Origin of the sequence: Streptomyces canus (assembly GCF_030815415.1) — a bacterium.
Classification (GTDB): Bacteria; Actinomycetota; Actinomycetes; order Streptomycetales; family Streptomycetaceae; genus Streptomyces; species Streptomyces canus_F.
On record NZ_JAUSWW010000001.1, the window covers coordinates 2,468,133 to 2,488,945 of the forward strand.

17 protein-coding genes are annotated in these 20,813 nt (G+C 71.7%); 7 read left to right on the forward strand and 10 right to left on the reverse strand.

Annotated features, from left to right (window positions below):
* The first annotated feature begins 137 nt into the window (after positions 1–137).
* Positions 138–578, forward strand: coding sequence for an SRPBCC family protein (locus tag QF037_RS11525; RefSeq protein ID WP_307024260.1), 441 nt, complete (start codon positions 138–140; stop codon positions 576–578).
* Between the two features lie 234 nt (positions 579–812).
* Here the strand turns inward: QF037_RS11525 and QF037_RS11530 are convergent, their stop codons facing one another.
* The 5 genes from QF037_RS11530 to QF037_RS11550 form a co-directional block, all read right to left on the reverse strand.
* The gene (locus QF037_RS11530; RefSeq protein ID WP_307024262.1) at positions 813–1,964 is read right to left on the reverse strand and encodes an XdhC family protein; all 1,152 of its coding nucleotides are present in this window, start codon (positions 1,962–1,964) and stop codon (positions 813–815) included.
* Between the two features lie 43 nt (positions 1,965–2,007).
* Positions 2,008–3,465: an NCS2 family permease gene (locus QF037_RS11535; protein WP_307024264.1), complete on the reverse strand. Its 1,458-nt coding sequence runs from the start codon at positions 3,463–3,465 to the stop codon at positions 2,008–2,010.
* 221 nt (positions 3,466–3,686) lie between these two features.
* The gene (locus QF037_RS11540) at positions 3,687–6,083 is read right to left on the reverse strand and encodes a xanthine dehydrogenase family protein molybdopterin-binding subunit (protein WP_307024267.1); all 2,397 of its coding nucleotides are present in this window, start codon (positions 6,081–6,083) and stop codon (positions 3,687–3,689) included.
* Positions 6,084–6,085: 2 nt separating this feature from the next.
* Positions 6,086–6,688: a (2Fe-2S)-binding protein gene (locus QF037_RS11545; protein ID WP_307024269.1), complete on the reverse strand. Its 603-nt coding sequence runs from the start codon at positions 6,686–6,688 to the stop codon at positions 6,086–6,088.
* Positions 6,688–7,578: an FAD binding domain-containing protein gene (locus QF037_RS11550; protein ID WP_307024271.1), complete on the reverse strand. Its 891-nt coding sequence runs from the start codon at positions 7,576–7,578 to the stop codon at positions 6,688–6,690. Before QF037_RS11550 ends, QF037_RS11545 begins: the two co-directional genes overlap by 1 nt.
* 366 nt (positions 7,579–7,944) lie before the next feature.
* Here QF037_RS11550 and QF037_RS11555 point away from each other — a divergent pair, with 366 nt between their 5' ends.
* Positions 7,945–9,627 (forward strand): PucR family transcriptional regulator, encoded by a 1,683-nt coding sequence (locus QF037_RS11555; RefSeq protein ID WP_307024273.1) that lies wholly within the window; start codon positions 7,945–7,947, stop codon positions 9,625–9,627.
* Positions 9,628–9,754: 127 nt separating this feature from the next.
* Positions 9,755–10,528 (forward strand): hypothetical protein, encoded by a 774-nt coding sequence (locus QF037_RS11560; RefSeq protein WP_307024275.1) that lies wholly within the window; start codon positions 9,755–9,757, stop codon positions 10,526–10,528.
* A gap of 236 nt (positions 10,529–10,764) precedes the next feature.
* Here QF037_RS11560 and QF037_RS11565 read toward each other — a convergent pair whose 3' ends face one another.
* Entirely contained in the window at positions 10,765–11,628 is an 864-nt protein-coding gene (locus QF037_RS11565; protein WP_307024276.1) for a GntR family transcriptional regulator, read from the reverse strand.
* Positions 11,629–11,795: 167 nt separating this feature from the next.
* Between QF037_RS11565 and QF037_RS11570 the strand changes: the two genes are divergently transcribed.
* Together QF037_RS11570 and QF037_RS11575 are read left to right on the forward strand one after the other, a co-directional pair.
* The gene (locus QF037_RS11570) at positions 11,796–12,641 is read left to right on the forward strand and encodes a (2Fe-2S)-binding protein (RefSeq protein WP_307024278.1); all 846 of its coding nucleotides are present in this window, start codon (positions 11,796–11,798) and stop codon (positions 12,639–12,641) included.
* Between the two features lie 305 nt (positions 12,642–12,946).
* The gene (locus tag QF037_RS11575) at positions 12,947–13,990 is read left to right on the forward strand and encodes a DUF2637 domain-containing protein (protein ID WP_307024280.1); all 1,044 of its coding nucleotides are present in this window, start codon (positions 12,947–12,949) and stop codon (positions 13,988–13,990) included.
* A 73-nt stretch (positions 13,991–14,063) separates the two neighbouring features.
* Here the strand turns inward: QF037_RS11575 and QF037_RS11580 are convergent, their stop codons facing one another.
* On the reverse strand, positions 14,064–14,516 hold the full coding sequence (locus QF037_RS11580; protein WP_307024282.1) for an ATP-binding protein: 453 nt from the start codon (positions 14,514–14,516) through the stop codon (positions 14,064–14,066).
* 533 nt (positions 14,517–15,049) lie between these two features.
* On the opposite strand from QF037_RS11580, the gene QF037_RS11585 reads away from it, so the two are divergent.
* Complete coding sequence (locus QF037_RS11585) at positions 15,050–15,184, forward strand: hypothetical protein (RefSeq protein ID WP_307024285.1); 135 nt, start codon at positions 15,050–15,052, stop codon at positions 15,182–15,184.
* 158 nt (positions 15,185–15,342) lie between these two features.
* Here the strand turns inward: QF037_RS11585 and QF037_RS11590 are convergent, their stop codons facing one another.
* Entirely contained in the window at positions 15,343–15,957 is a 615-nt protein-coding gene (locus QF037_RS11590) for a hypothetical protein (RefSeq protein ID WP_307024287.1), read from the reverse strand.
* Between the two features lie 226 nt (positions 15,958–16,183).
* Between QF037_RS11590 and QF037_RS11595 the strand changes: the two genes are divergently transcribed.
* On the forward strand, positions 16,184–17,512 hold the full coding sequence (locus tag QF037_RS11595; RefSeq protein WP_307024289.1) for a helix-turn-helix domain-containing protein: 1,329 nt from the start codon (positions 16,184–16,186) through the stop codon (positions 17,510–17,512).
* On the opposite strand, the gene QF037_RS11600 is transcribed toward QF037_RS11595, so the two are convergent.
* Both QF037_RS11600 and QF037_RS11605 read right to left on the reverse strand, forming a co-directional pair.
* Complete coding sequence (locus QF037_RS11600; RefSeq protein WP_307024291.1) at positions 17,509–19,251, reverse strand: pyruvate dehydrogenase; 1,743 nt, start codon at positions 19,249–19,251, stop codon at positions 17,509–17,511. The two genes, QF037_RS11595 and QF037_RS11600, sit on opposite strands and share 4 nt — an antisense overlap.
* 27 nt (positions 19,252–19,278) lie before the next feature.
* Positions 19,279–20,754: a protein phosphatase 2C domain-containing protein gene (locus tag QF037_RS11605; protein ID WP_307024293.1), complete on the reverse strand. Its 1,476-nt coding sequence runs from the start codon at positions 20,752–20,754 to the stop codon at positions 19,279–19,281.
* Positions 20,755–20,813 lie beyond the last annotated feature (59 nt).

Genomic DNA, 20,813 nt, shown 5'->3' on the forward strand with positions numbered 1-20,813 from the left:
GAATCGTAGGGGTTGCGGGCCCTGGTGCGGGGCGGGTTCGCAGGGGGTACGCCCGTCCGACGACCGCCGAGGGGGCCAAGTATGTGAGCCGGGTATGAATACGGCGCTGAGCCGGCCCGGTTCCCTAAGATCGTCGCGTGGTCAACTTCCTCCTCGAACGCACGGCACCGCTTCCTCCTGACGAGGCATGGCGCCGCCTCACGCAGTGGCCCCGCCATGGCGAAGTGGTCCCGCTGACCCGCGTCACGGTGGAGACCGCGGAACCGACGGGTGTGGGCACGGTTTTCGTGGCCCGCTCAGGGGTCGGGCCGCTCACCTTCGACGACCGCATGGAGGTCACGCTGTGGCGGCCGCCGGTGTCCGGTGCGGGCGGACTGTGCCGACTGGAGAAACGGGGGCGCGTGGTGACCGGCTGGGCCGAGATCGAGGTCGGTCCCGGGCCGGGTGGGCGCAGTCGGGTGGTGTGGCGGGAGGAGCTGGGGTTCCGGTTTCTGCCCGGGGTGATGGATCCGGTGGTGCGGCGGGTGGCCGGGTATGTGTTCGGGCGGGCGGTGAATCGGCTGTTGAGGCGGGGGTGAGGGTGGGCACCCGAGGCGGTTTTCGCCCTGAACGGGCCTCGTCCTCAAACGCCGGACGGGCTGGGTGATACGGACCGGCGTCAGTGAATCCAGCCCCTCCAGCGTTGAATCCAGCCCCTCCGGCGTTTGAGGAGCGGGGGTCCAGGGGGCGGAGCCCCCTGGGGGCGGGGTCGAAGGGGCGGCAGCCCCTGGAGGATGGGACGGGTAGGGGCGGCGGGGGCGAAAACAGCCCGTTCAGGCCACCGACCCGATCCGCCCCACCCCCACCGACGTCGCGTCATGGTGGATCGGCGTATGCGCCCCCGTCAGTGAGACCCCGCTCCCCCCACGCCGGTTGGCGACGATCTCCGCCCCGATCGACAGGGCTGTCTCCTCCGGCGTGCGGGCGCCCAGGTCCAGGCCGATGGGCGATCGCAGTCGAGCCAACTCCATCTCGGTCACGCCGACTTCGCGCAACCGCTCATTGCGGTCCAGGTGCGTCCGGCGGGAGCCCATCGCGCCGACGTAGGCGACCGGCAGACGGAGCGCCAGCCGGAGCAGGGGTATGTCGAACTTCGCGTCGTGGGTCAGGACGCACAGGACCGTGCGGGCGTCGACCTCCGTGCGCTCCAGGTACGTGTGGGGCCACTCGACGACGATCTCGTCCGCGTCCGGGAAGCGGGCCGCCGTCGCGAACACCGGGCGCGCGTCGCACACCGTGACGTGATAGCCCAGGAACTTCCCCACCCGCACCAGCGCCGACGCGAAGTCGATCGCACCGAAGACGATCATCCGAGGCGCCGGGACCGAGGACTCGACCAGGACCGTCAGCGGGGCCCCGCAGCGGGAGCCCTGTTCGCCGATCTCCAGGGTGCCCGTGTGGCCGGCGTCCAGGAAGGCGCCGGCCTCGGCCGCCACCGTGCGGTCCAGTTCCGGGTGGCCGCCGTAGCCGCCGTCGTACGAGCCGTCAGGGCGGACCAGCAGCACGCGGCCCGTCAGGTCCGACGGGCCCGACACGATCCGGGCCACCGCCGCCGCCTCGCCCGACGAGGCCGCGGCCAGAGCCGCCGTCACCACCGGACGGACAGGGTCGCCCGCCCGTACCGGCGTGACCAGGATGTCGATGACGCCGCCGCAGGTCAGACCGACCGCGAAGGCGTCGTCGTCGCTGTAGCCGAAGCGCTCCAGGACCGTCTCGCCGTCCTGAAGCGCCTGTTGGCACAGCTCGTACACCGCGCCCTCCACACAACCGCCGGAGACCGAGCCGATCGCCGTGCCGTCGGCGTCGACCGCGAGGGCGGCGCCGGGCCGGCGAGGGGCGCTGCCGCCGACGGCCACCACGGTGGCCACGGCGAAGTCGCGTCCCTGCTCGACCCACCGGTGCAGCTCTTCGGCGATGTCCAGCATCTCTCGGTCTCCTTCACAACAGCGGTCGTATGCAAGAGGGCGGCTAGTGCACGCCCATCCAGCTCTCAATGGGACTGAGGGCGAAATAGACGAAGAAGATCAGTGTCAGGGCCCACATGAAGGCCCCGATCTCCCGCGCCTTGCTCTGGGCGACCTTGATCGCGACGTACGAGATGACGCCCGCGGCGACCCCCGCCGTGATCGAGTAGGTGAACGGCATGATGACGACGGTCAGGAAGACCGGGATCGCCGTCGCGCGGTCCGCCCAGTCGACGTGGCGCGCGTTCATCATCATCATCGCGCCGATGACCACCAGGGCCGCCGCCGCAACCTCGCCCGGGACGATCGCCGTCAGCGGGGTGAAGAACAGACAGGCCGCGAAGAACAGGCCGGTGACGACCGAGGAGAGGCCCGTGCGGGCTCCCTCGCCCACGCCCGTCGCCGACTCCACGAACACCGTCTGGCCCGAGGCGCCCGCGACGCCGCCGATCGCACCGCCGGCACCGTCGATGAAGAGGGCCTTCGACAGGCCCGGCATCCGGCCCTGCTCGTCGGCCAGCTCGGCCTCCGTGCCGACACCGATGATGGTGGCCATCGCGTCGAAGAACCCGGCCAGGACGAGCGTGAAGACGATCATGCCGACCGTCATCGCGCCGACCTCGCCCCAGCCGCCGAACTCGACGTTGCCGAAGATCGAGAAGTCCGGCATCGAGACCGCGCTGCCGTGGAGTTCGGGAGCACCGCTCGCCCACTGCCCGGGGTCGATGACGTCGAGGGCGTTGAGCACCACGGCCAGAACGGTGCCGCCGACGATGCCGAGCAGGATCGCGCCGGGGACACCCCGCGCCTGGAGCATGAAGATCGCGAGCAGGGTCACCGCGAACAACAGCACCGGCCAGCCCGCGAGTTCACCCGCCGGGCCGAGCGTCACCGGGGTCGCCTCGCCCTGGTGCACGAAGCCGGCCTTGTAGAAGCCGATCAGGGCGACGAAGAGGCCGATGCCCATGGTGATCGCGTGCTTCAGGGCCAGCGGGATCGCGTTCATGATCATCTCGCGGAGGCCGGTGACGACCAGCAGCATGATGACCACGCCGTACATCACGCACATGCCCATGGCCTGCGGCCAGGTCATCGCGGGAGCGACCTGGGAGGCCAGGACGCCGGAGACGGAGAGGCCGGCGGCGAGGGCGAGCGGCACCTTGCCGAAGAAGCCCATCAGCAGCGTGGAGAAGGCCGCCGCGAACGCGGTCGCGGTGATGAGGGCCTTCTGGGCGAGCGTGTCCCCGGCCGCGTCCTTTCCGGACAGGATCAGGGGGTTGAGCAGCAGGATGTACGCCATCGCCATGAAGGTGGTCGTACCGCCGCGCACCTCGCGCGCGACCGTGGATCCCCGCCTGGATATGTGAAAGTACCGGTCGAGCCAGGACCGTCCGGCCGGGACGCGGGTGCCTTCTCCCGCGTCGTCGGCGACGGTCCTCGGCTCCAGTGACTGCTGGGTCATGTGGGCCTACTCCCAAGGTTCACAGGGGCACCCGTACCAACCGCTGGTGCGGCTACGGGATTTGGGAAGGTGCTTCGGCCGCACGACCCGGGGGACGGCCCGAGACGAACGATCAGATCTGGTACTGGGACCTGCTTCAAGTGCCGCGAGCGGTGCGGGACCTGGTGCTCCGGGCGGCGCGGTGAAGTGTGACGTCCCCGCGCGCCGCCCGGAGAGCTTTGCTACGCCGTTCCCGTGAGGTGTTCGGGACGTACCGGCGTGCGGTCGAGCTCCAGCCCCGTCGCGTTCCGGATCGCCGCGAGGACGGCCGGGGTGGACGACAGGGTGGGGGCCTCGCCGACGCCACGGAGCCCGTAGGGGGCGTGGTCGTCGGCGAGTTCGAGCACGTCGACGGGGATGCTCGGCGTGTCGAGGATGGTGGGGAGGAGGTAGTCCGTGAAGGAGGGGTTCCTGACCTTCGCGGTCTTGGGGTCGACGACGATCTCCTCCATGACGGCGATGCCCATGCCCTGGAGCGTGCCGCCCTGGATCTGGCCGACGACCGACAGCGGGTTGAGCGCCTTGCCGACGTCCTGGGCGCAGGCCAGCTCGATCACCTTGACCAGGCCGAGCTCGGTGTCGACCTCGACGACGGCACGGTGGGCGGCGAAGGAGTACTGGACATGGCCGAAGCCCTGTCCGGTGCGCAGGTCGAAGGCCTCGGTCGGACGGTGCCGCCACTCCGCCTCGACCTCGACGCTCTCGCCTTCGAGCACGTCGACCAGGTCCGCGAGGACCTCGCCGCCGTCGGTGACGACCTTGCCGCCCTCCAGGAGCAGTTCGGCGGTGGCCCAGGCGGGGTGGTAGGAGCCGAACTTGCGGCGGCCGATCTCCAGGACCTTCTCCCGGACCAGCTCGCAGGAGTTCTTGACAGCCCCGCCGGTGACGTACGTCTGACGCGACGCGGACGTCGAACCGGCGCTGCCCACCTGTGTGTCGGCCGGGTGGATGGTCACCTGGGTGACGCCCAGCTCGGTGCGGGCGATCTGCGCGTGGACGGTGACACCGCCCTGGCCGACCTCCGCCATCGCGGTGTGCACGGTCGCGACCGGCTCGCCGACGATGACCTCCATGCGCACCTTGGCGGTGGAGTAGTCGTCGAAGCCCTCGGAGAAGCCGACGTTCTTGATGCCGACCGCGTAGCCGACGCCGCGGACGACGCCTTCGCCGTGCGTGGTGTTGGACAGGCCGCCCGGCAGCTGGCGTACGTCGGCGGCCTCGCCGGCCGCGAGCCACTGCTGCTCCGGCGGCATCGGCATCGCCTTGACGCGGCGCAGGAGTTCGGCGACCGGGGCGGGCGAGTCGACGGGCTGGCCGGTCGGCATGATCGTGCCCTGCTCCATCGCGTTGAGCTGACGGAACTCCACCCGGTCCATGCCGACCGCGTCGGCCAGCTTGTCCATCTGCGCCTCGTAGGCGAAGCACGCCTGGACCGCGCCGAAGCCGCGCATGGCGCCGCAGGGCGGGTTGTTGGAGTAGAGGGCGATGGCCTCGATGTCGACATCGTCGACCACGTACGGGCCGATCGACAGCGAGGAGGCGTTGCCGACGACCGCCGGGGAGGCGGAGGCGTAGGCGCCGCCGTCAAGCACGATGCGGCACTTCACGTGGGTGAGCTTGCCGTCCTTCGTCGCCCCGTGCTCGTAGGTGAGCTTGGCCGGGTGGCGGTGGACGTGCCCGAAGAAGGACTCGAAGCGGTTGTAGACGATCTTGACCGGCTTGCCGGTCCGCATCGCCAGCAGACAGGCGTGGATCTGCATCGAGAGGTCCTCGCGGCCGCCGAAGGCGCCGCCGACGCCGGAGAGCGTCATCCGGACCTTGCTCTCGGGCAGGCCGAGGACCGGGGCGATCTGCTTGAGGTCGCTGTGCAGCCACTGGGTGGCGATGTAGAGGTGGACGCCGCCGTCCTCGTCCGGCACCGCGAGACCGGACTCCGGGCCGAGGAAGGCCTGGTCCTGCATGCCGAAGGTGTACTCGCCCTTGACGACGAAGTCGGCCCGCTCGGCGGCCGCTGCGGCGTCGCCGCGCAGGATCGGCTGGCGGTGCACGATGTTCGGGTGCGGGACATGGCCGATGTGGTGGTCGTCGCGGCCCTCGTGGACGAGGATCGCGTCCGGGGCGGTCGCGGAGGCCTCGTCGGTGATGACGGGCAGTTCGCGGTACTCGACCTTGATCTTGGCGGCCGCGCGGCGCGCGGTCTCCGGGTGGTCGGCGGCGACGATCGCGACCGGCTCCCCGTGGTGGCGGACCTTGCCGTGCGCGAGCACCGGGGTGTCCTGGATCTCCAGGCCGTAGTGGCGCACGTCCGTGGGCAGGTCGTCGTACGTCATGACGGCGTGGACGCCCGCCGTCGCGAGGGCCTCGCTCGTGTCGATCGACACGATCTCGGCGTGCGCGACGGTGGAGCGCAGGATCTGGCCCCAGAGCATGTCCTCGTGCCACATGTCGGACGAGTACGCGAACTCGCCGGTGACCTTGAGGGTGCCGTCCGGGCGCAGCGTCGACTCGCCGATGCCGCCCTTGGTCTGCGAACCCTGGGTGATCTTGGTGGGCGCGCCGCTGGTGGGTTTCGTCGGCATGGTCAGACCGCCTCTCCCTGCCGGGCGGCCGCGAGGCGGACCGCGTCCATGATCGTCTCGTAGCCGGTGCAGCGGCACAGGTTGCCCGACAGCGCCTCGCGGATGTCCGCGTCGGTCGGGTTGGGGTTGCGCTCGAGCATCTCGTCGGCGGCGACCAGCAGACCCGGGGTGCAGAAGCCGCACTGGACGGCTCCGGCGTCGATGAACGCCTGCTGGATCGGGGAGAGTTCGGTGCCCTCGCCGGTCTGCGAGTCCTGGCCCTTGGCGGCCCACTGCTGAGCGTCCTGGACGGAGGTGCCCGACGTGCCCGACGTACCACAGGCACCGCTCGCGCAACCGCCGTGCTCGGCGCGCTGCTTGGCGAAGTCCGCCAGGCCCTCGACGGTGACGACCTCGCGGCCCTCGACCTGACCGGCGGCGACCAGGCACGAGCACACCGGCACGCCGTCCAGGCGGACCGTGCAGGAGCCGCACTCGCCCTGCTCGCAGGCGTTCTTGGAGCCGGGCAGGCCCAGGCGCTCGCGCAGGACGTAGAGCAGGCTCTCGCCCTCCCAGACGTCGTCGGCTTCCTGCGGACGGCCGTTGACCGTGAAATTGACGCGCATTACGCGACTCCCTCCGTGCTGGCGGCGGTGCCGCGGTACGACTCCCAGGCCCAGGTCAGCGTGCGGCGGGCCATGATGCCGACCGCGTGGCGGCGGTAGCTCGCCGTGCCCCGGACGTCGTCGATCGGGTTGCAGGCGCCGGAGCACAGGTCCGCGAACTGCTTGGCGACCGACGGGGTGATGATCTTCCCGTTGTCCCAGAAGCCGCCCTCCGCGAGTGCCGCGTTCAGGAACTCCTCCGCGGCCTTGGCCCGGACGGGGGTGGGGGCCGCCGAACCGATGCCGGTGCGGACGGTGCGGGTCTCGGGGTGCAGCGCGAGGCCGAAGGCGCACACCGCGATGACCATGGCGTTGCGCGTACCGACCTTCGAGTACTGCTGCGGGCCGTCGGCCTTCTTGATGTGGACCGCGCGGATCAGCTCGTCGGCGGCGAGCGCGTTGCGCTTCACGCCGGTGTAGAACGCGTCGATCGGGATCAGGCGCGAGCCGCGCACCGACTCGACCTCGACCTCGGCGCCGGCCGCCAGGAGGGCGGGGTGGGCGTCGCCGGCCGGGGAGGCGGTGCCGAGGTTGCCGCCGACGCCGCCGCGGTTGCGGATCTGCGGGGAGGCGACCGTGTGCGAGGCGAGCGCCAGGCCCGGGAGCTCGCCGCGCAGGTTCTCCATGATCGCGGTGTACGGGACGGAGGCACCCAGCCGGACACTCTCCTCGCCGACCTCCCACTCGCTGAGGTCGGTGATCCGGTTCAGGTCGAGCAGGTACTCGGGCCGCCGGTGGTCGAAGTTGATCTCGACCATCACATCGGTGCCGCCCGCAATGGGCACAGCGGTGGGGTGCTCAGCCTTGGCGGCGAGCGCCTCCTCCCAGCTGGCGGGGCGAAGGAAGTCCATGACCGGCTCTCTTCTGCGTCTCGTGGGTCGTACGGATCGAGCCAAACCGTGTGCGGCGGGACCGGCTCGTTCATGTGCTGTTTACGCGGAGTGGGCTCAGTACACAGCGGCGTGCTCCGACGGGGTCAGTCACGGAAACTCTGAAGGAGTTGGCTGGTCGAGGCGGGCATCTTGTAGATTCGTATGAACGGAGGGCGTCAGTAACCTCCATGTTTTCCTGGGGAAACGCGCGGCACAGTGGGCGTGACCTGGGACACATCCCGGAAGACCGGGAGACGTGCCCTCGGTCCACCTGGCGGGCCTCTGTCACCACAAGACCCTCATAGTTCATCGTAGATTTCGAGACAAAGATCGGCGGCGACGAGAATGCGGCTGCGCGCACTGCTGGACACCGACGCGCTGGGCCTGCGGCTGCTCGGCGGCGAGGACGAGCTGGATCGCACCGTGCGGGGTGTGATGACCACCGACCTCCGTGACCCGAGCCGCTATCTCTCGGGCGGGGAACTGGTCCTGACGGGCCTGGCCTGGCGCCGGGACGCCGAGGACTCCGAGGCGTTCGTGCGAATCCTCGTGCAGGCCGGGGTGGCCGCGCTGGCCGCCGGCGAGGCCGAGCTGGGCAATGTGCCGGACGACCTCGTGCTGGCCTGTGCCCGCAACCGGCTCCCGCTGTTCGCGGTGCACGAGTCGGTGGCGTTCGCGACGATCACCGAGCATGTCGTACGGCAGGTGTCGGGCGAGCGCGCCGGGGATCTCGCGGCGGTCGTGGACCGGCACCGCCGGATGATGACCTCGGGTCCGGCGGGCGGCGGCCCGGACGTGGTCCTGGATCTGCTGGGCTCGGACCTGGACCTGCGGGCGTGGGTGCTCTCGCCGACCGGGCGGCTGATCGCGGGCTCGAAGACCACGGGCCCGGCGCTGCCCGCCGACATCTGCGCGAAGCTCGCCGCGGAGCACCTGGCGGCCGCCCGCACCGGCCGCCGCGGACCGCACCGGCTGCCGCTCGGCTCGACGACGTACTCGCTCTTCCCGGTCCGCAGCAGCGGTCGTTCCCCGCAGGCCTCGCGGGACGTGCGCGAGACGGTCCTGTCGGACTGGCTGCTGGCCGTCGAGGCGGACGCCGGGGACTGGCCCGAGGAGCGCCTGGACCTGCTCCAGGGCGTCACCCAGCTGATCTCGGTCGAACGGGACCGCAGGGACGCGGCGCGCACGGTGCGCCGCCGGCTGGCCCAGGAGGTCCTGGAGCTGGTCCAGACGGGTGCCGCGCCCGCCGAGATCGCCGCGCGTCTCAGGGTCGCCGCGCCGGTGCTGCTGCCCGGGCTCGGGGCGGCCCCGCACTGGCAGGTCGTCGTGGCCCGCGTCGAGTGGGACGGCGGGAACGCCGGGGAGATCGAGAGCGGCGCGGTCGCCCAGTCGCTGCTCGAGGAGATCCTCGTCGACCCGCTGTCCGCCGGGCCCGAGCACTCCGACCGCATCGCCGTGGCCCACACGGGTGACGAGGCCATCGCGCTCGTCCCGCTGCCGGCCGTGTCGACCGAGCACGACGGCTCGGAGGCGGGGATCCTCGCCGACGTGCTCCTGGAGTCCGTACGAGACCCCCTCGCCGCCGGTCTGGACGACGACGGCCGGGTCACGCTGGGCGTCAGCGCGGCCGTGCACTCGGCGGAGGGGCTGCGGGGCGCGCTGGAGGAGGCGCGGCACGCCCGGCGGGTGGCGGCGGCGCGGCCGGGCCGGGTGTGTGCGGCGGGCCACCAGGAACTGGCCTCGCACGTCCTGCTGCTCCCCTTCGTGCCGGACGACGTCCGCAGAGCCTTCACCGCGCGGCTGCTGGACCCGCTGCGCGACTACGACCGCCGCCACCGCGCGGAACTGATCCCGACCCTCGAGGCCTTCCTCGACTGCGACGGCTCGTGGACGCGGTGCGCGACCCGTCTCCACCTGCACGTCAACACGCTGCGCTACCGGGTGGGGCGAATCGAGCAGTTGACGAGTCGTGACCTGTCGAGGCTGGAGGACAAGCTGGATTTCTTCCTGGCACTGCGGATGAGCTGAAACCTGGCGGGGCCAGGGAACCCACGACTTTGTGAAATCCTTCACCCACCCTCTTGGCCGGGCCACGGAATTCGTGCTGAGATGCGGCCACCACTCAACAGCTCAATGGTGTGCCGGGGAGGGCGAGGTGGCGTATACCGCCATGTCTGGTAACGGAACGACCCCTGACGATCCACTCCAGACCGCGGTATGGCGGCTGCGCTCACGCGCCTGCTGGGTCGACGCGGCCGCGCTGCTCCAGCCGGTGGAGGCGGGGTTGGCGCTGCAACGGGCGTCCTTGCTGGTCGAGCGCTGTCTCTACACCGAACAGGGATGGCAGGAGGCCGAGGACGCGCTGCGGACCGCGGAGGCGCTGGCGCACACCGACGAGGAGCGTGGTGCGGCCGCTTGTGAACGCGGGCACCTTGCGTACGCCGCCACGCTGCACGGGGTGCGGGACCGGGCCGACGAGGCGCGGGCGGCGCTGGGGCGGGCGGCTGCGTTGATCCCTCCGGGGGCGGTGGGGCGGGCGTTGCTGGACTTCCGGCGCGGGTTGCTGGCGGAGAACCTCGCGCGTTCGCCGCAGTCGGCGCGGGCCGCGTATCGGCGGGCGCATGCGGGGGCGGTGGCCCATGCCGATCCGCTGCTGCTGTCCTTCACGTGGCGTCATCTCGCCGGACTCGCCCTGCGGGACGGCGAGTTGGCCGAGGCGCGGCATGGCTTCGCCGAATCCCTGCGGATTCGTGAGGAGTTGGGGTACCTGGTCGGGACCGCCCCGGCGCTGGCCTCCCTGGCGGACGCGGAAGTCGAGCCGGAGGCCTCCCGGTTGCGGGAGGAGGCTCGGCGACTGTTCCGTCTGCTGGGCGGCGTACCGACGTGGCTGTCCCAGCAGTTGGCACCCCCACCGGCGGCCACGGCCTGAGAGTTTCCTCGCCCCCGCCGCCCCTACCCGTCCCATCCCCAGGGGCATGCTGCCCCTTCGACCCCGCTCCCAGGGGGCTCCGCCCCCTGGACCCCCGCTCCTCAAACGCCGGAGAGGCTGAGAAACCCAGCCCGTCCGGCGATTGAGGACGAGGCCCCTTCAGGGCCGACAGCGGGGGTCTGGGGGCGCAGCCCCCAGGGACGGGACGGGTAGGGACGGCGGGGGCGAGAACCGCTTCAGCGCGCGCCCATGAAGTGTTCGCCCACCAGCGCTCGCACCACATCCACATCCCCGGCGATCAACGCGTCCAGCAGCGCGGTGTGTTCCGCCGCGTCCGCCACGAGTTCCGCGCGGCCGCGGGAGGCGGGGGCGCCGACGAGGGGCCACTGGGCGCGACGGTGGAGGTCGTCGGCGATCTGGACGAGCTGGTCGTTGCCGGCGAGGGCGAGGACCGCACGATGAAAGGCGCGGTCGGACTCGGCGTACGCCGCCCGGCTGCCGGTCGACGCGGCCCGCACCGTCGCCTCGGCGAGCGGCCGCAACTCGGCCCACCGCTCGACCGCCACGGTCCGCGCCAGCCGCAGCATCACCGGCACCTCGATCAGCGCCCGCACCTCGGCCAGTTCACCCAGCTCCCGCGCCCCCCGCTCCACGACCCGGAACCCGCGGTTGGGCACGACCTCGACGGCACCCTCCAGCGCGAGCTGCTGCATGGCCTCACGGACCGGCGTCGCGGACACCCCGAAGCGGTCACCGAGAACGGGCGCCGAGTAGACCTCACCGGGCCTCAGCTCACCGGAGACCAGCGCGGTCCGCAGGGCGTCGAGGATCTGCCCGCGCACGGAGGCCCGCTGCACGACGGGACGGACGGGCGGCTCGGCCGGGGGCCGGTCGGCACGGACCTGCGGGGCGACGGCGTCGTCGGTACGCGTGCGCTCGGTGCGGGGCTCGGGCACACAGCCTTCGGGGCGCGGTCGCGCCACGCCGATGGGAGGTACGGGCCGCTCGCCGTGCGTGTGCTCACCCCGTGCCGCCGCGAGCTGCTGCGGTACCCGCACCGCCGGTGGAACCCCGGTGGAGCCCTGCGCGCTCGGCTTCACGGGTCCTCCTCGGGACGTGTCGGTACTTGGGGTCATTACGGCGGGTTGTTACTCGTCCGTCAAGCACCATAGGCGCAGAAGCCCCTGGTTCACATCCCGGCGATCTTGGGTAAGGTTAGGCTTGCCTTCAAACAGTCGTACAACTGTCTGGGATCGGTGGACCCCGCATGACCGTGCGCACCTCGGCCCTCACTGACGCCTACAACCGTCTGACCGAGGCTTTCCCGGGATTCACCGTCGCGGAGCTGGACCGTGCGGACCAGGCCCCTCGGGACGGCGGCTGGGTCACCGCCGCCTCGCTCGCGGAGGGCGGGGCCGGTCTCGACGCCTTTCTGGCGTGGGACGACGCACAGGTGCTGCGGGACCACGGGCGCAGTGGACGCCCGGACGTCATAGCGAGCTTCGGGCTGCACCGGTACGCCTGGCCCGCCTGTCTGCTGATCACCGCACCGTGGTTTCTCCAGCGGCGAGTGCCGCGCTTCCCCGTGACGCATGTCTCGTACGACCGGACCGAGGGGCCGATGGCCTTCGCCGTGCGGACCGGCACCTTCGCCTGCCTGCCCGGCGATCCCGCCGCCGCACTGCCGGGTGCCCGCGTCGTCCCCGACGAGGAGGCCCTGCGTGCCGAGGTGCGGGACGCGATAGCCGAGCACCTGGAGCCCGTGCTCGGCGGGTTCGGGCCGCGGATGCGGCGGCGCGGGCGGGCGCTGTGGGGCATGGTGACGGACGAGATCGTCGAGGGGCTCTGGTACGTCGCACAGCTGTTCGGCGAGAGCGAGCAGGCGCGGGCCCAGCGGGAGCTGGAGCTGCTGCTGCCGGGCTCGACGAAGCCGTACGTCGGCGCGGCGGCCTTCCGGCAGCTGACGGGGCCGCACGGCGAGACGCTGCCCACCCGGGACCGGGCCAGCTGCTGCATGTACTACACGCTGGAGCCCGAGGACACCTGCGCCACCTGCCCGCGCACCTGCGATGCCGACCGTGTCGTCAAGCTCCTGGCCGAAGCCGCCAGTTGAGGCCCCCTCGGGCGCAAGGGCGAGCGGACGTCCGTTAAGATCATCCGCGAACAGGGCTGCCACTCGGTTACAGGCGATTCACAATTTCCTCACCTGGCGCAGGAACTTTCCGTGGAACCACCCGTACGGGTAGTCTTATTCGAACTCAACTCCCGCCCCTCACGCGGCAGTTCGAGCAGAACGCCGCCCTGGGCATTCCCTTGCACCTCCTTGGCGGCCTCTTGCCCCGAAACCCCCTGAGGGCCAGTGGGATTGGGCCACTATGGCGGGCGTTACACGCCCTATCCCAATGCAAGGGACCCCAGATGAGACTGACCGACATATCGCTGAACTGGTTGCTTCCGGGCGCCGTACTGCTCCTGGGCATGCTGGCAGCGGTAGCGGTGCTGGCGCGCGGCAAGCGGTCCGCCGGGGAGCACGTGAAGACCGAGGACTCCTGGGAGCGCAGCGAGGAGCGCCGCAGGCGCAAGGAAGCCATATACGGAACGGCCTCCTATGTACTCCTCTTCTGCTGCGCCGCCGTCGCGGCCGCGCTCTCCTTCAAGGGCCTGGTCGGCTTCGGTGAGCAGAACCTGGGCCTGAACAACGGCTGGCAGTACCTGGTGCCGTTCGGCCTGGACGGCGCGGCGATGTTCTGCTCCGTCCTCGCGGTGCGCGAGGCCAGCCACGGTGACGCGGCCCTCGGCTCCCGGATACTCGTGTGGACGTTCGCGGGTGCCGCGGCCTGGTTCAACTGGGTGCACGCGCCCCGGGGCCTCAGCCACGCGGGTGCCCCGCACTTCTTCGCCGGCATGTCCCTCTCGGCGGCCGTCCTCTTCGACCGCGCGCTGAAGCAGACCCGCCGGGCCGCCCTGCGCGAGCAGGGTCTGGTGCCGCGTCCGCTGCCCCAGATCCGCATCGTCCGCTGGCTGCGGGCGCCTCGCGAGACCTACAGGGCCTGGTCGCTGATGCTGCTGGAGAACGTGCGCAGCCTGGACGAGGCGGTCGACGAGGTCCGCGAGGACAAGCGCCAGAAGGAGACCGCCCGACTGCGCCGCCGCGACAAGGAGCGCATGGAGCGCGCCCAGCTCAAGGCCATCAGCCGCGGTCACCGCGGATTCATCGGCCGCGGTGGCGGCCGGCCGGGCGAGGCCCAGGCCCTGGAGCGGGGCTCCGACGTGGTCTCCGCGGAGCCTGCCATATCGACGCCGGAGCAACTGCCCGTACGCTCACGGCCGTCCCTGCAGCCCGTCCGCAAGGGTACTGACCCCATCACCGTCGACCTCACCGCCGAGGACGACACCATGGCCCTGCCGCGACTCGACTCCCTGGAGCGCAAGCTCAAGGACCTCGAGCAGCAGTTCGGCTAGTCCTTCGGGCATCACGGGAGGGGGGTACGGCCTCACGGCCGTACCCCCCTCCCGTTCGTCATGGGAACCGGCGTCACGCGGTCCCGGCGTCGAGTTCGAACCACACCGCCTTGCCCACCCCGTGCGCCCGCACGCCCCACGCGTCCGCGAGGGACTGGACGAGGACCAGGCCCCGGCCGTGCGTACCGTTGTCGGCGTTCGGTACGCGCAGGCTGGGCCGGCGGGCCACGAAGTCCCGTACCTCGACCCTGAGTCCACCGGGTGCGACGGTGGCCGTCACAACCGCGTCGTGATCGGTGTGGATGAGCGCGTTGGTCACGAGCTCACTGGTGAGCAGTTCCGCTATCTCCGATCGCCCCGGCCTCCCCCACTGCCGTAACAACTCCCGGAGCGCTCTGCGGACTTCGGGCACCGCCCGCAGGTCCGTCTTCCCGAGTCTGCGCCTGAGCTGAGACGCCTGCGCCTGACCCCCGGCGCCCGCGGTCACGTCCTGCACTGTCTGTGCCGAGAAGGCCCCGATCGCCATGGGACCGCCTCCTCGCGCCTGCCTCTTCATGACCCCCGCCCGCGTGCCGATGTCGGTTCCCCTCCTGCTCGAACACGTTCACGGGATCCATGCCCCGTCGGGCACGCGCCAGTCATGTCGAATCATCAACGACCAGGTGTTCGGCCATGGTTGAGGCTCACCGGAGCGAGGGCGGACCGCGCGTGCCCGGGCGCTTCGGAGCCCGGGGCGGGGGCGGGCGGAGCCCGGTACGGCTGGGGCCGGGGTGCGCTCTGGGGCAGCTCGTGCGGGACGGTCGGCGCGGGGGCGCGTGCCGCCGGTTTCGGCGGGTGGCATGTGCTGCTCGTACGGCTTCCCGACCGGCCGGCGCCGGCGCGTGCGGAAACCCCTGGTCGATCCGCGGGTTCCGGGTTGGTGGCCCGGACTGCCGCCACGGCACCCGCCGACCTGGCCTCTCCCCCGCGCGGCGTCCCCGGCGGCGCCTTCGACGGCGTACACCGGCGGAACCGTCCGGTGTCCGGGAGCGGAGGCTCGCCGGTGCATCCGCCCCCGCCGTGTGCGACCCGCCCGGCACTCCGGGACGGCTTCGGGCCTACGCCCGGGGCGACACGCTGACCACCGGCATCGACCGCACCGTCTACGCCGGTCTGCCGATCCGGTCGTACCCGGGGCAGAGGTGGGACGGCTGATCCTGGACGCCGGAACGGGGCGAGCTTCTGCCCCCGTTGAATCTGGCCTGAATTCACCGCTTCCGTACCGGATTTCACGCAGCGGGAGCCGCCCTCCCGTACCCCCGTCGCAGGAGGGCGGCTCCGCTTCTTCGGTTGGTCTCACATGAGGGCCGGGCTCAGTAGAGCTTGTTGACCGCGGTGGTGGTCGTCTTCTTGAACGCCTTCACCGGTGCGCTGTCGAAGTCGCCCATCTGCCCCCACTGCACGACGGTGACGGTCCGCCCGTCCCGGCCCACCGACAGCAGGTGGATGTCGGAGGCGCCCCAGGAGGCGGAGGTGTGCAGACCGTGGACGCGGGCGCCCTCCTCCACCGGCAGCGCGCCGTAGTTCTTGTACGTGGCGTCGATCTCCGGTTCGGCCTGCTCGATGCGCGTGGCGCAGTCGCGCATGTCCTTGTTCAGGCGGTCGGCGAGTGCCTTGGCCTTGGCGGTGGTGCCGACGACGATCGTGAGCTGCTGGGCGTTGGTCTCCAGTTCGGTGGTGAACGAGCGGTACCTGGAGTCGTAGCCGGGCATCGTCTCCTTCAGACAGCTCAGGAGTTCGTCCGGGACGCCGTCGGTGACCTTGCCCGCCTTCCAGGAGGACGAGGGGTGCGGCGGCAGTTCGGCCGCCGACAGGAATTTCGGCGTGGTCTGCGGTGCGGCGTCCGCCGGTGCGGCGAGCGTCGCGCCGAGGGCGAGGCCCGTGACAGCGACGGCGAACAGGGCGCCGGCTCGGGTGCGCTTGGGCATGGGTGGTCCCCCGTGTACGAGTGAGTGCTTGGATGTGGAATGCCGCCGACGGCGGATGGTCGGTCCGGCCCGGTCGGTGCGACACCAAGAGCATCAGCCGTCACAGGCGGCCTGCGCAACAGCCGGCGCCCGATCCACCACGGTGGAACCATCCCAGCCCGTCTGACGTGCAGGTATATGAGGTGCCTGGGATGGGGTCACCGGTCCGGGAGACGCAGGGGGAACGTTGTCAGAGCGGGACGGCGTGAACGAGGTCGCGGAATTCGCGGCGCTGCTCACGCGGCTGAAGGAACGTACGGACCGCAGCTACGGCCAGCTGGCCCGGCGTCTGCACATGAACACCTCGACGCTGCACCGCTACTGCGCGGGTGACGCGGTCCCCCTCGACTTCGCCCCCGTGGAGCGCTTCGCCGCGTTGTGCGGGGCGACGCCGGAGGAGCGGCTGGAGCTGCACCGGCTGTGGTTACCGGCGGTGGCGGCACGGCAGCGGCCGCGGACACCGGTGGCGGAGCCCGGGCCCGCTCCTGTCCCTGAGCCCACCCCTGATCCCGAGCCCGAGTCGGTGCCGGAAACCCAGCCGGAGGCCGAGACGGTCACGAACCTGAACGCCCCTCCCGACCCACCCCCCTGGTACCGCCGCCGGCGGATCCTGGTGACGACGGCGGTCGCCGTAGCGTCCGCCGCCACCCTCGCCGGCCTGTCCGCCCTGTCGAACGACCGTTCCTCGCCCGCCGACGCCGTACGCCCCTCCGACCCCGCCGTCACGACGTCGGCCGCTCCCAGGTCACCGGGCCCCACCGCGTCGAAGAAGTCGGCGAGCCCCTCGCCGTCCCCGGACCGGGCCTCCCCGTCCTCCTCCGCCGGCACCGGCCGCCCGACCCCCGCCCCGTCCGGCAAGGGCCCCGGCAGTCCCACCGGCGGTGCCGCCCCGGGCGCCGCCGTGCCGCTCACCTGGACCGTCAACTCCCATGTCTGGAACGCGGGCTGCGGTCATCACTACGTCATCGACAAGCCGGCGACCAAGGTCCCGCCGCCCCCGACCGCGCAGGACGCCCCGGTGTGGGCGTCGACCCTGGGCGCGCTGCACGGCGGCGAGACCATGGTGCAGATCTCCGTGCAGGGGCGCAGCTCCACGGCCGTGGTGCTCGAGGCGCTCCGGGTCCGGGTGGTCGGGCGCGCGGCCCCGGCCGAGGGCAACTCCTATGCCATGGACAACGGCTGCGGCGGCGCCCTCACCCCGCGTCAGTTCTCCGTCGACCTCGACGCGGACCGCCCGATCGCCCGCTCGGAAGCCGGTTCCGACGGCGAGAACGAGATCCCCGCGATCCGGATGCCCTACCGCGTCTCGGCCGAGGATCCGGAGATCCTGCTGGTCACCGCGCGGACGGTGACCTGCGACTGCAGCTGGTACCTGGAACTGGACTGGTCCTCCCAGGGCCGCACCGGCACCGCCCGGATCACCGACAACGGCAGCCCGTTCCGCACGACGGGCGACAAGAAGCTGCCGCAGTACTCGTACGACTGGTCCAACCGCAGGTGGGCGTCGGAGGGTTAGGGCCGCGGCACGTTACGGAGGTTGGACCGCGCCATCTGCAGCATCCGCCCCACGCCGCCGTCGAGCACGATCTTCGAGGCGGACAGGGCGAACCCGGTCACCATCTCGGTGCTGACCCGCGGCGGGATGGACAGGGCGTTGGGGTCGGTGACGACGTCGACGAGGGCGGGTCCCTTGTGCCTGAAGGCGTCCTTGAGGGCGCCGGCCAGCTGCTCGGGCTTCTCGACCCGGACACCGTGGGCACCGCAGGCGCGGGCCACCGCGGCGAAGTCGGGGTTCTTGTTGGTGGTGCCGTAGGAGGGCAGGCCCGCGACCAGCATCTCCAACTCGACCATGCTCAGCGAGGAGTTGTTGAAGACGATGACCTTCACGGGCAGGTCGTACTGCACCAGGGTCAGGAAGTCGCCCATCAGCATGGTGAATCCGCCGTCACCGGACATCGAGACGACCTGCCGCCCGCGGTCGGTGAACTGGGCGCCGATCGCCATCGGCAGCGCGTTGGCCATCGAGCCGTGGGAGAAGGAGCCGATGACGCGGCGGCGGCCGTTGGGTGAGATGTAGCGGGCGGCCCAGACATTGCACATGCCGGTGTCGACGGTGAACACGGCGTCGTCGTCGGCGAGTTCGTCGAGTACGGAGGCCACGTACTCGGGGTGGATCGGGACGTGCTTGTCGACCTTGCGGGTGTACGCCTTGACGACGCCTTCCAGCGCGTCGGCGTGTTTCTTGAGCATCTTGTCGAGGAACTTGCGGTTCTGCTTGGCCCGCACCCGTGGGGTCAGACAGCGCAGGGTCTCCATCACATCACCCCACACGGCGAGGTCGAGCTTGGAGCGGCGGCCCAGGTGCTCCGGGCGGACGTCGACCTGGGCGATCTTGACGTCGTCGGGCAGAAACGCGTTGTAGGGGAAGTCGGTGCCGAGCAGGATCAGCAGATCGCACTCGTGGGTGGCCTCGTAGGCGGCGCCGTAGCCGAGCAGTCCGCTCATGCCGACGTCGTACGGGTTGTCGTACTGGATGTGCTCCTTGCCCCGCAGCGCATGCCCCACCGGTGACTTGATCTTCTCCGCGAACTCCATGACCTCGGCGTGCGCGCCCGCGGTGCCGCTGCCGCAGAACAGGGTGACCTTGTCGGCCGCGTCGATCATCTCGACGAGCCGGTCGATCTCGGTGTCGCCGGGGCGGACGGTGGGCCGGGAGGTGACGAGGGCGGTCTCCAGCGGCTTGTCCGGGGCGGGGTCGTCGGCGATGTCGCCGGGGAGCGAGACGACACTGACGCCGGAGCGGCCGACCGCGTGCTGGATCGCCGTCTGGAGCAGCCTCGGCATCTGCTTCGGGCTGGAGATGAGTTCGCTGTAGTGACTGCACTCGCGGAACAGCTGGTCGGGGTGGGTCTCCTGGAAGTACCCGAGCCCGATCTCGCTGGAGGGGATGTGCGAGGCCAGGGCGAGGACCGGGGCCATGGAGCGGTGGGCGTCGTACAGGCCGTTGATGAGGTGCAGGTTGCCGGGACCGCAGGAGCCCGCACAGGCGGTCAGCTTCCCGGTGATCTGCGCCTCGGCGCCGGCGGCGAACGCGGCGGTCTCCTCGTGCCGGACGTGCACCCAGTCGATGGCGGCGTTACGGCGTACCGCGTCGACGACCGGGTTGAGGCTGTCGCCGACGACGCCGTAGAGGCGCTTCACACCGGCGCGGACGAGGATGTCGACGAACTGTTCGGCGACGTTCTGCTTGGCCATGGGTCCATCAATCCACAACCCCCGCCGTCACGCCTCCCACACGGCGGCGGCCGTACGGTCGTCCGCGTAGCCCTTGACCCGCACCTGGGTGTCCGCGAGGAACGCGGCGAGGCCTGGTGGGGTGGGGCCGGACCAGCGGTCCGTGAGGTACTCGCACAGCTCCGGTTCGCCGCGCAGGGGCTCCGCGAGGCCGCCGCTGCACATCAGGAGCGTGTCACCCGGGCGGGCTACCGAGGCGCGGAAGCGGAAGGGTTCGCGGGGCGGCTCGGGGGCGGCCTCGTACGGGCTCGGCGGGGTGGGGATGCCGAGGTCCATGGTGAGGCGGTCGCCCTCGGGGGTCTCGGCGGGCAGCGAGCCGAACCCGACCACCGGTTCGCCGGTGACGTCCAGGACGCGCGGCTCGATGTCCTGCCACTCGCCGTCCCTGAGACGGAACAGTCCGCCCTCGCCGACGCCGAAGAAGACGCGGGTACGGCAGCCCGTGTCGGCCGGCAGGAGAAGACAGCGCAGGGTGGCGGAGTACTCCTCCGGGTCGATGCCCTGCTCGGTGGCGCTGGCGCGGAGTTTGCCGAGGCTGCGGTCGGTGAGGCGGTGCAGCCCCGACTTCAGGTCGCCGCGGCGGCCGGCGCGGAGGTCCTCGGCGAGGCGTGCGTGGCTGCGGCCGACGGCCCTGCCGATCCAGTGGCAGGCCTCGGCGGCGGCCCGGTGGGCGCCGGGGGTCGCGCGGGCGCCGGTGGCCATCGCGACGAGGACCAGGGCGTGGTCACCGGTGCCGAAGCGGGCGGTGAGGAGGGAGTCCCGGCGGGGTTCGCCCCGGAAGCGGGCGGAGTCGCCCCGTACGGAGGCGGCACGCAGGGTGCAGGAGCCGTAGTGGGCGCCGTCGAGGACGGTGTCGGCGACCAGGTCGTCCAGGTCGTCGGGGTCCGCGGGCGGGAGGGCGGTGGGCTCGGCGTCGTAGGTGGGCGGACCGGAGCCCACGAAGTCCAGGGGGCCGGGAGGGAGCGTGGGGAGGTCGACCCGGGTGGGGGTGCGGGTGGGTGGTGGTTCGGGGGGCGCTTCCGCGGCTGGGGGCGCCGCGTCGGCCGGTGTTTCCGCCGGCGGGTGGGTCTCACCCGCCTGCGCCTGCGGGGTGCCGCCCGGCCCGGGTCCGGGGGCCGTCCCGGCGGCACGACGGTCCGCGGGCTCCGCGGACGCGATGTCGGGGGGCTGTGCGGGCGGACCGCTCCCGGGCCCCGGCGGAGCGCCGCCCGCCGCGAAGCCCGGCGGGCCCGTGGTCGCCTGCGTCGGTTCCCAGGGGGCCCGGGACCGCGTCGGCGGGGTGTCCTCCTCGCCCGCCCTCGGCGCCGGAACCCCCGTGCCCGTGTTCACCGTCCCCGCCGCCGAGGCGAACCTGTCGTCCAGCGAGTCGGGCGCGGCGGCCGGGCCCGCGTCCTCGGTGTCGTCGTACAGCTGTCCCCACCAGTCGTCCTCGTGACCGGTGGGCCTTCCCCCCTGCTGACTCATGCCCCTAATTGTCCACCGCTCGGGCCGGATGAAAACGGGGCATCCGGAAAAATCGGCGG

What these genes read in the sequence shown, in the direction of transcription:
- QF037_RS11570 (WP_307024278.1), top strand. Translation starts at nt 11,796, where the DNA reads ATGACCGTGCGCACCTCGGCCCTCACTGACGCCTACAACCGTCTGACC.
- QF037_RS11590 (WP_307024287.1), bottom strand. Translation starts at nt 15,957, where the DNA reads ATGCCCAAGCGCACCCGAGCCGGCGCCCTGTTCGCCGTCGCTGTCACG.
- QF037_RS11530 (WP_307024262.1), bottom strand. Translation starts at nt 1,964, where the DNA reads ATGCTGGACATCGCCGAAGAGCTGCACCGGTGGGTCGAGCAGGGACGC.
- QF037_RS11605 (WP_307024293.1), bottom strand. Translation starts at nt 20,754, where the DNA reads ATGAGTCAGCAGGGGGGAAGGCCCACCGGTCACGAGGACGACTGGTGG.
- QF037_RS11580 (WP_307024282.1), bottom strand. Translation starts at nt 14,516, where the DNA reads ATGGCGATCGGGGCCTTCTCGGCACAGACAGTGCAGGACGTGACCGCG.
- QF037_RS11550 (WP_307024271.1), bottom strand. Translation starts at nt 7,578, where the DNA reads ATGGACTTCCTTCGCCCCGCCAGCTGGGAGGAGGCGCTCGCCGCCAAG.
- QF037_RS11555 (WP_307024273.1), top strand. Translation starts at nt 7,945, where the DNA reads ATGCGGCTGCGCGCACTGCTGGACACCGACGCGCTGGGCCTGCGGCTG.
- QF037_RS11540 (WP_307024267.1), bottom strand. Translation starts at nt 6,083, where the DNA reads ATGCCGACGAAACCCACCAGCGGCGCGCCCACCAAGATCACCCAGGGT.
- QF037_RS11535 (WP_307024264.1), bottom strand. Translation starts at nt 3,465, where the DNA reads ATGACCCAGCAGTCACTGGAGCCGAGGACCGTCGCCGACGACGCGGGA.
- QF037_RS11600 (WP_307024291.1), bottom strand. Translation starts at nt 19,251, where the DNA reads ATGGCCAAGCAGAACGTCGCCGAACAGTTCGTCGACATCCTCGTCCGC.
- QF037_RS11575 (WP_307024280.1), top strand. Translation starts at nt 12,947, where the DNA reads ATGAGACTGACCGACATATCGCTGAACTGGTTGCTTCCGGGCGCCGTA.
- QF037_RS11545 (WP_307024269.1), bottom strand. Translation starts at nt 6,688, where the DNA reads ATGCGCGTCAATTTCACGGTCAACGGCCGTCCGCAGGAAGCCGACGAC.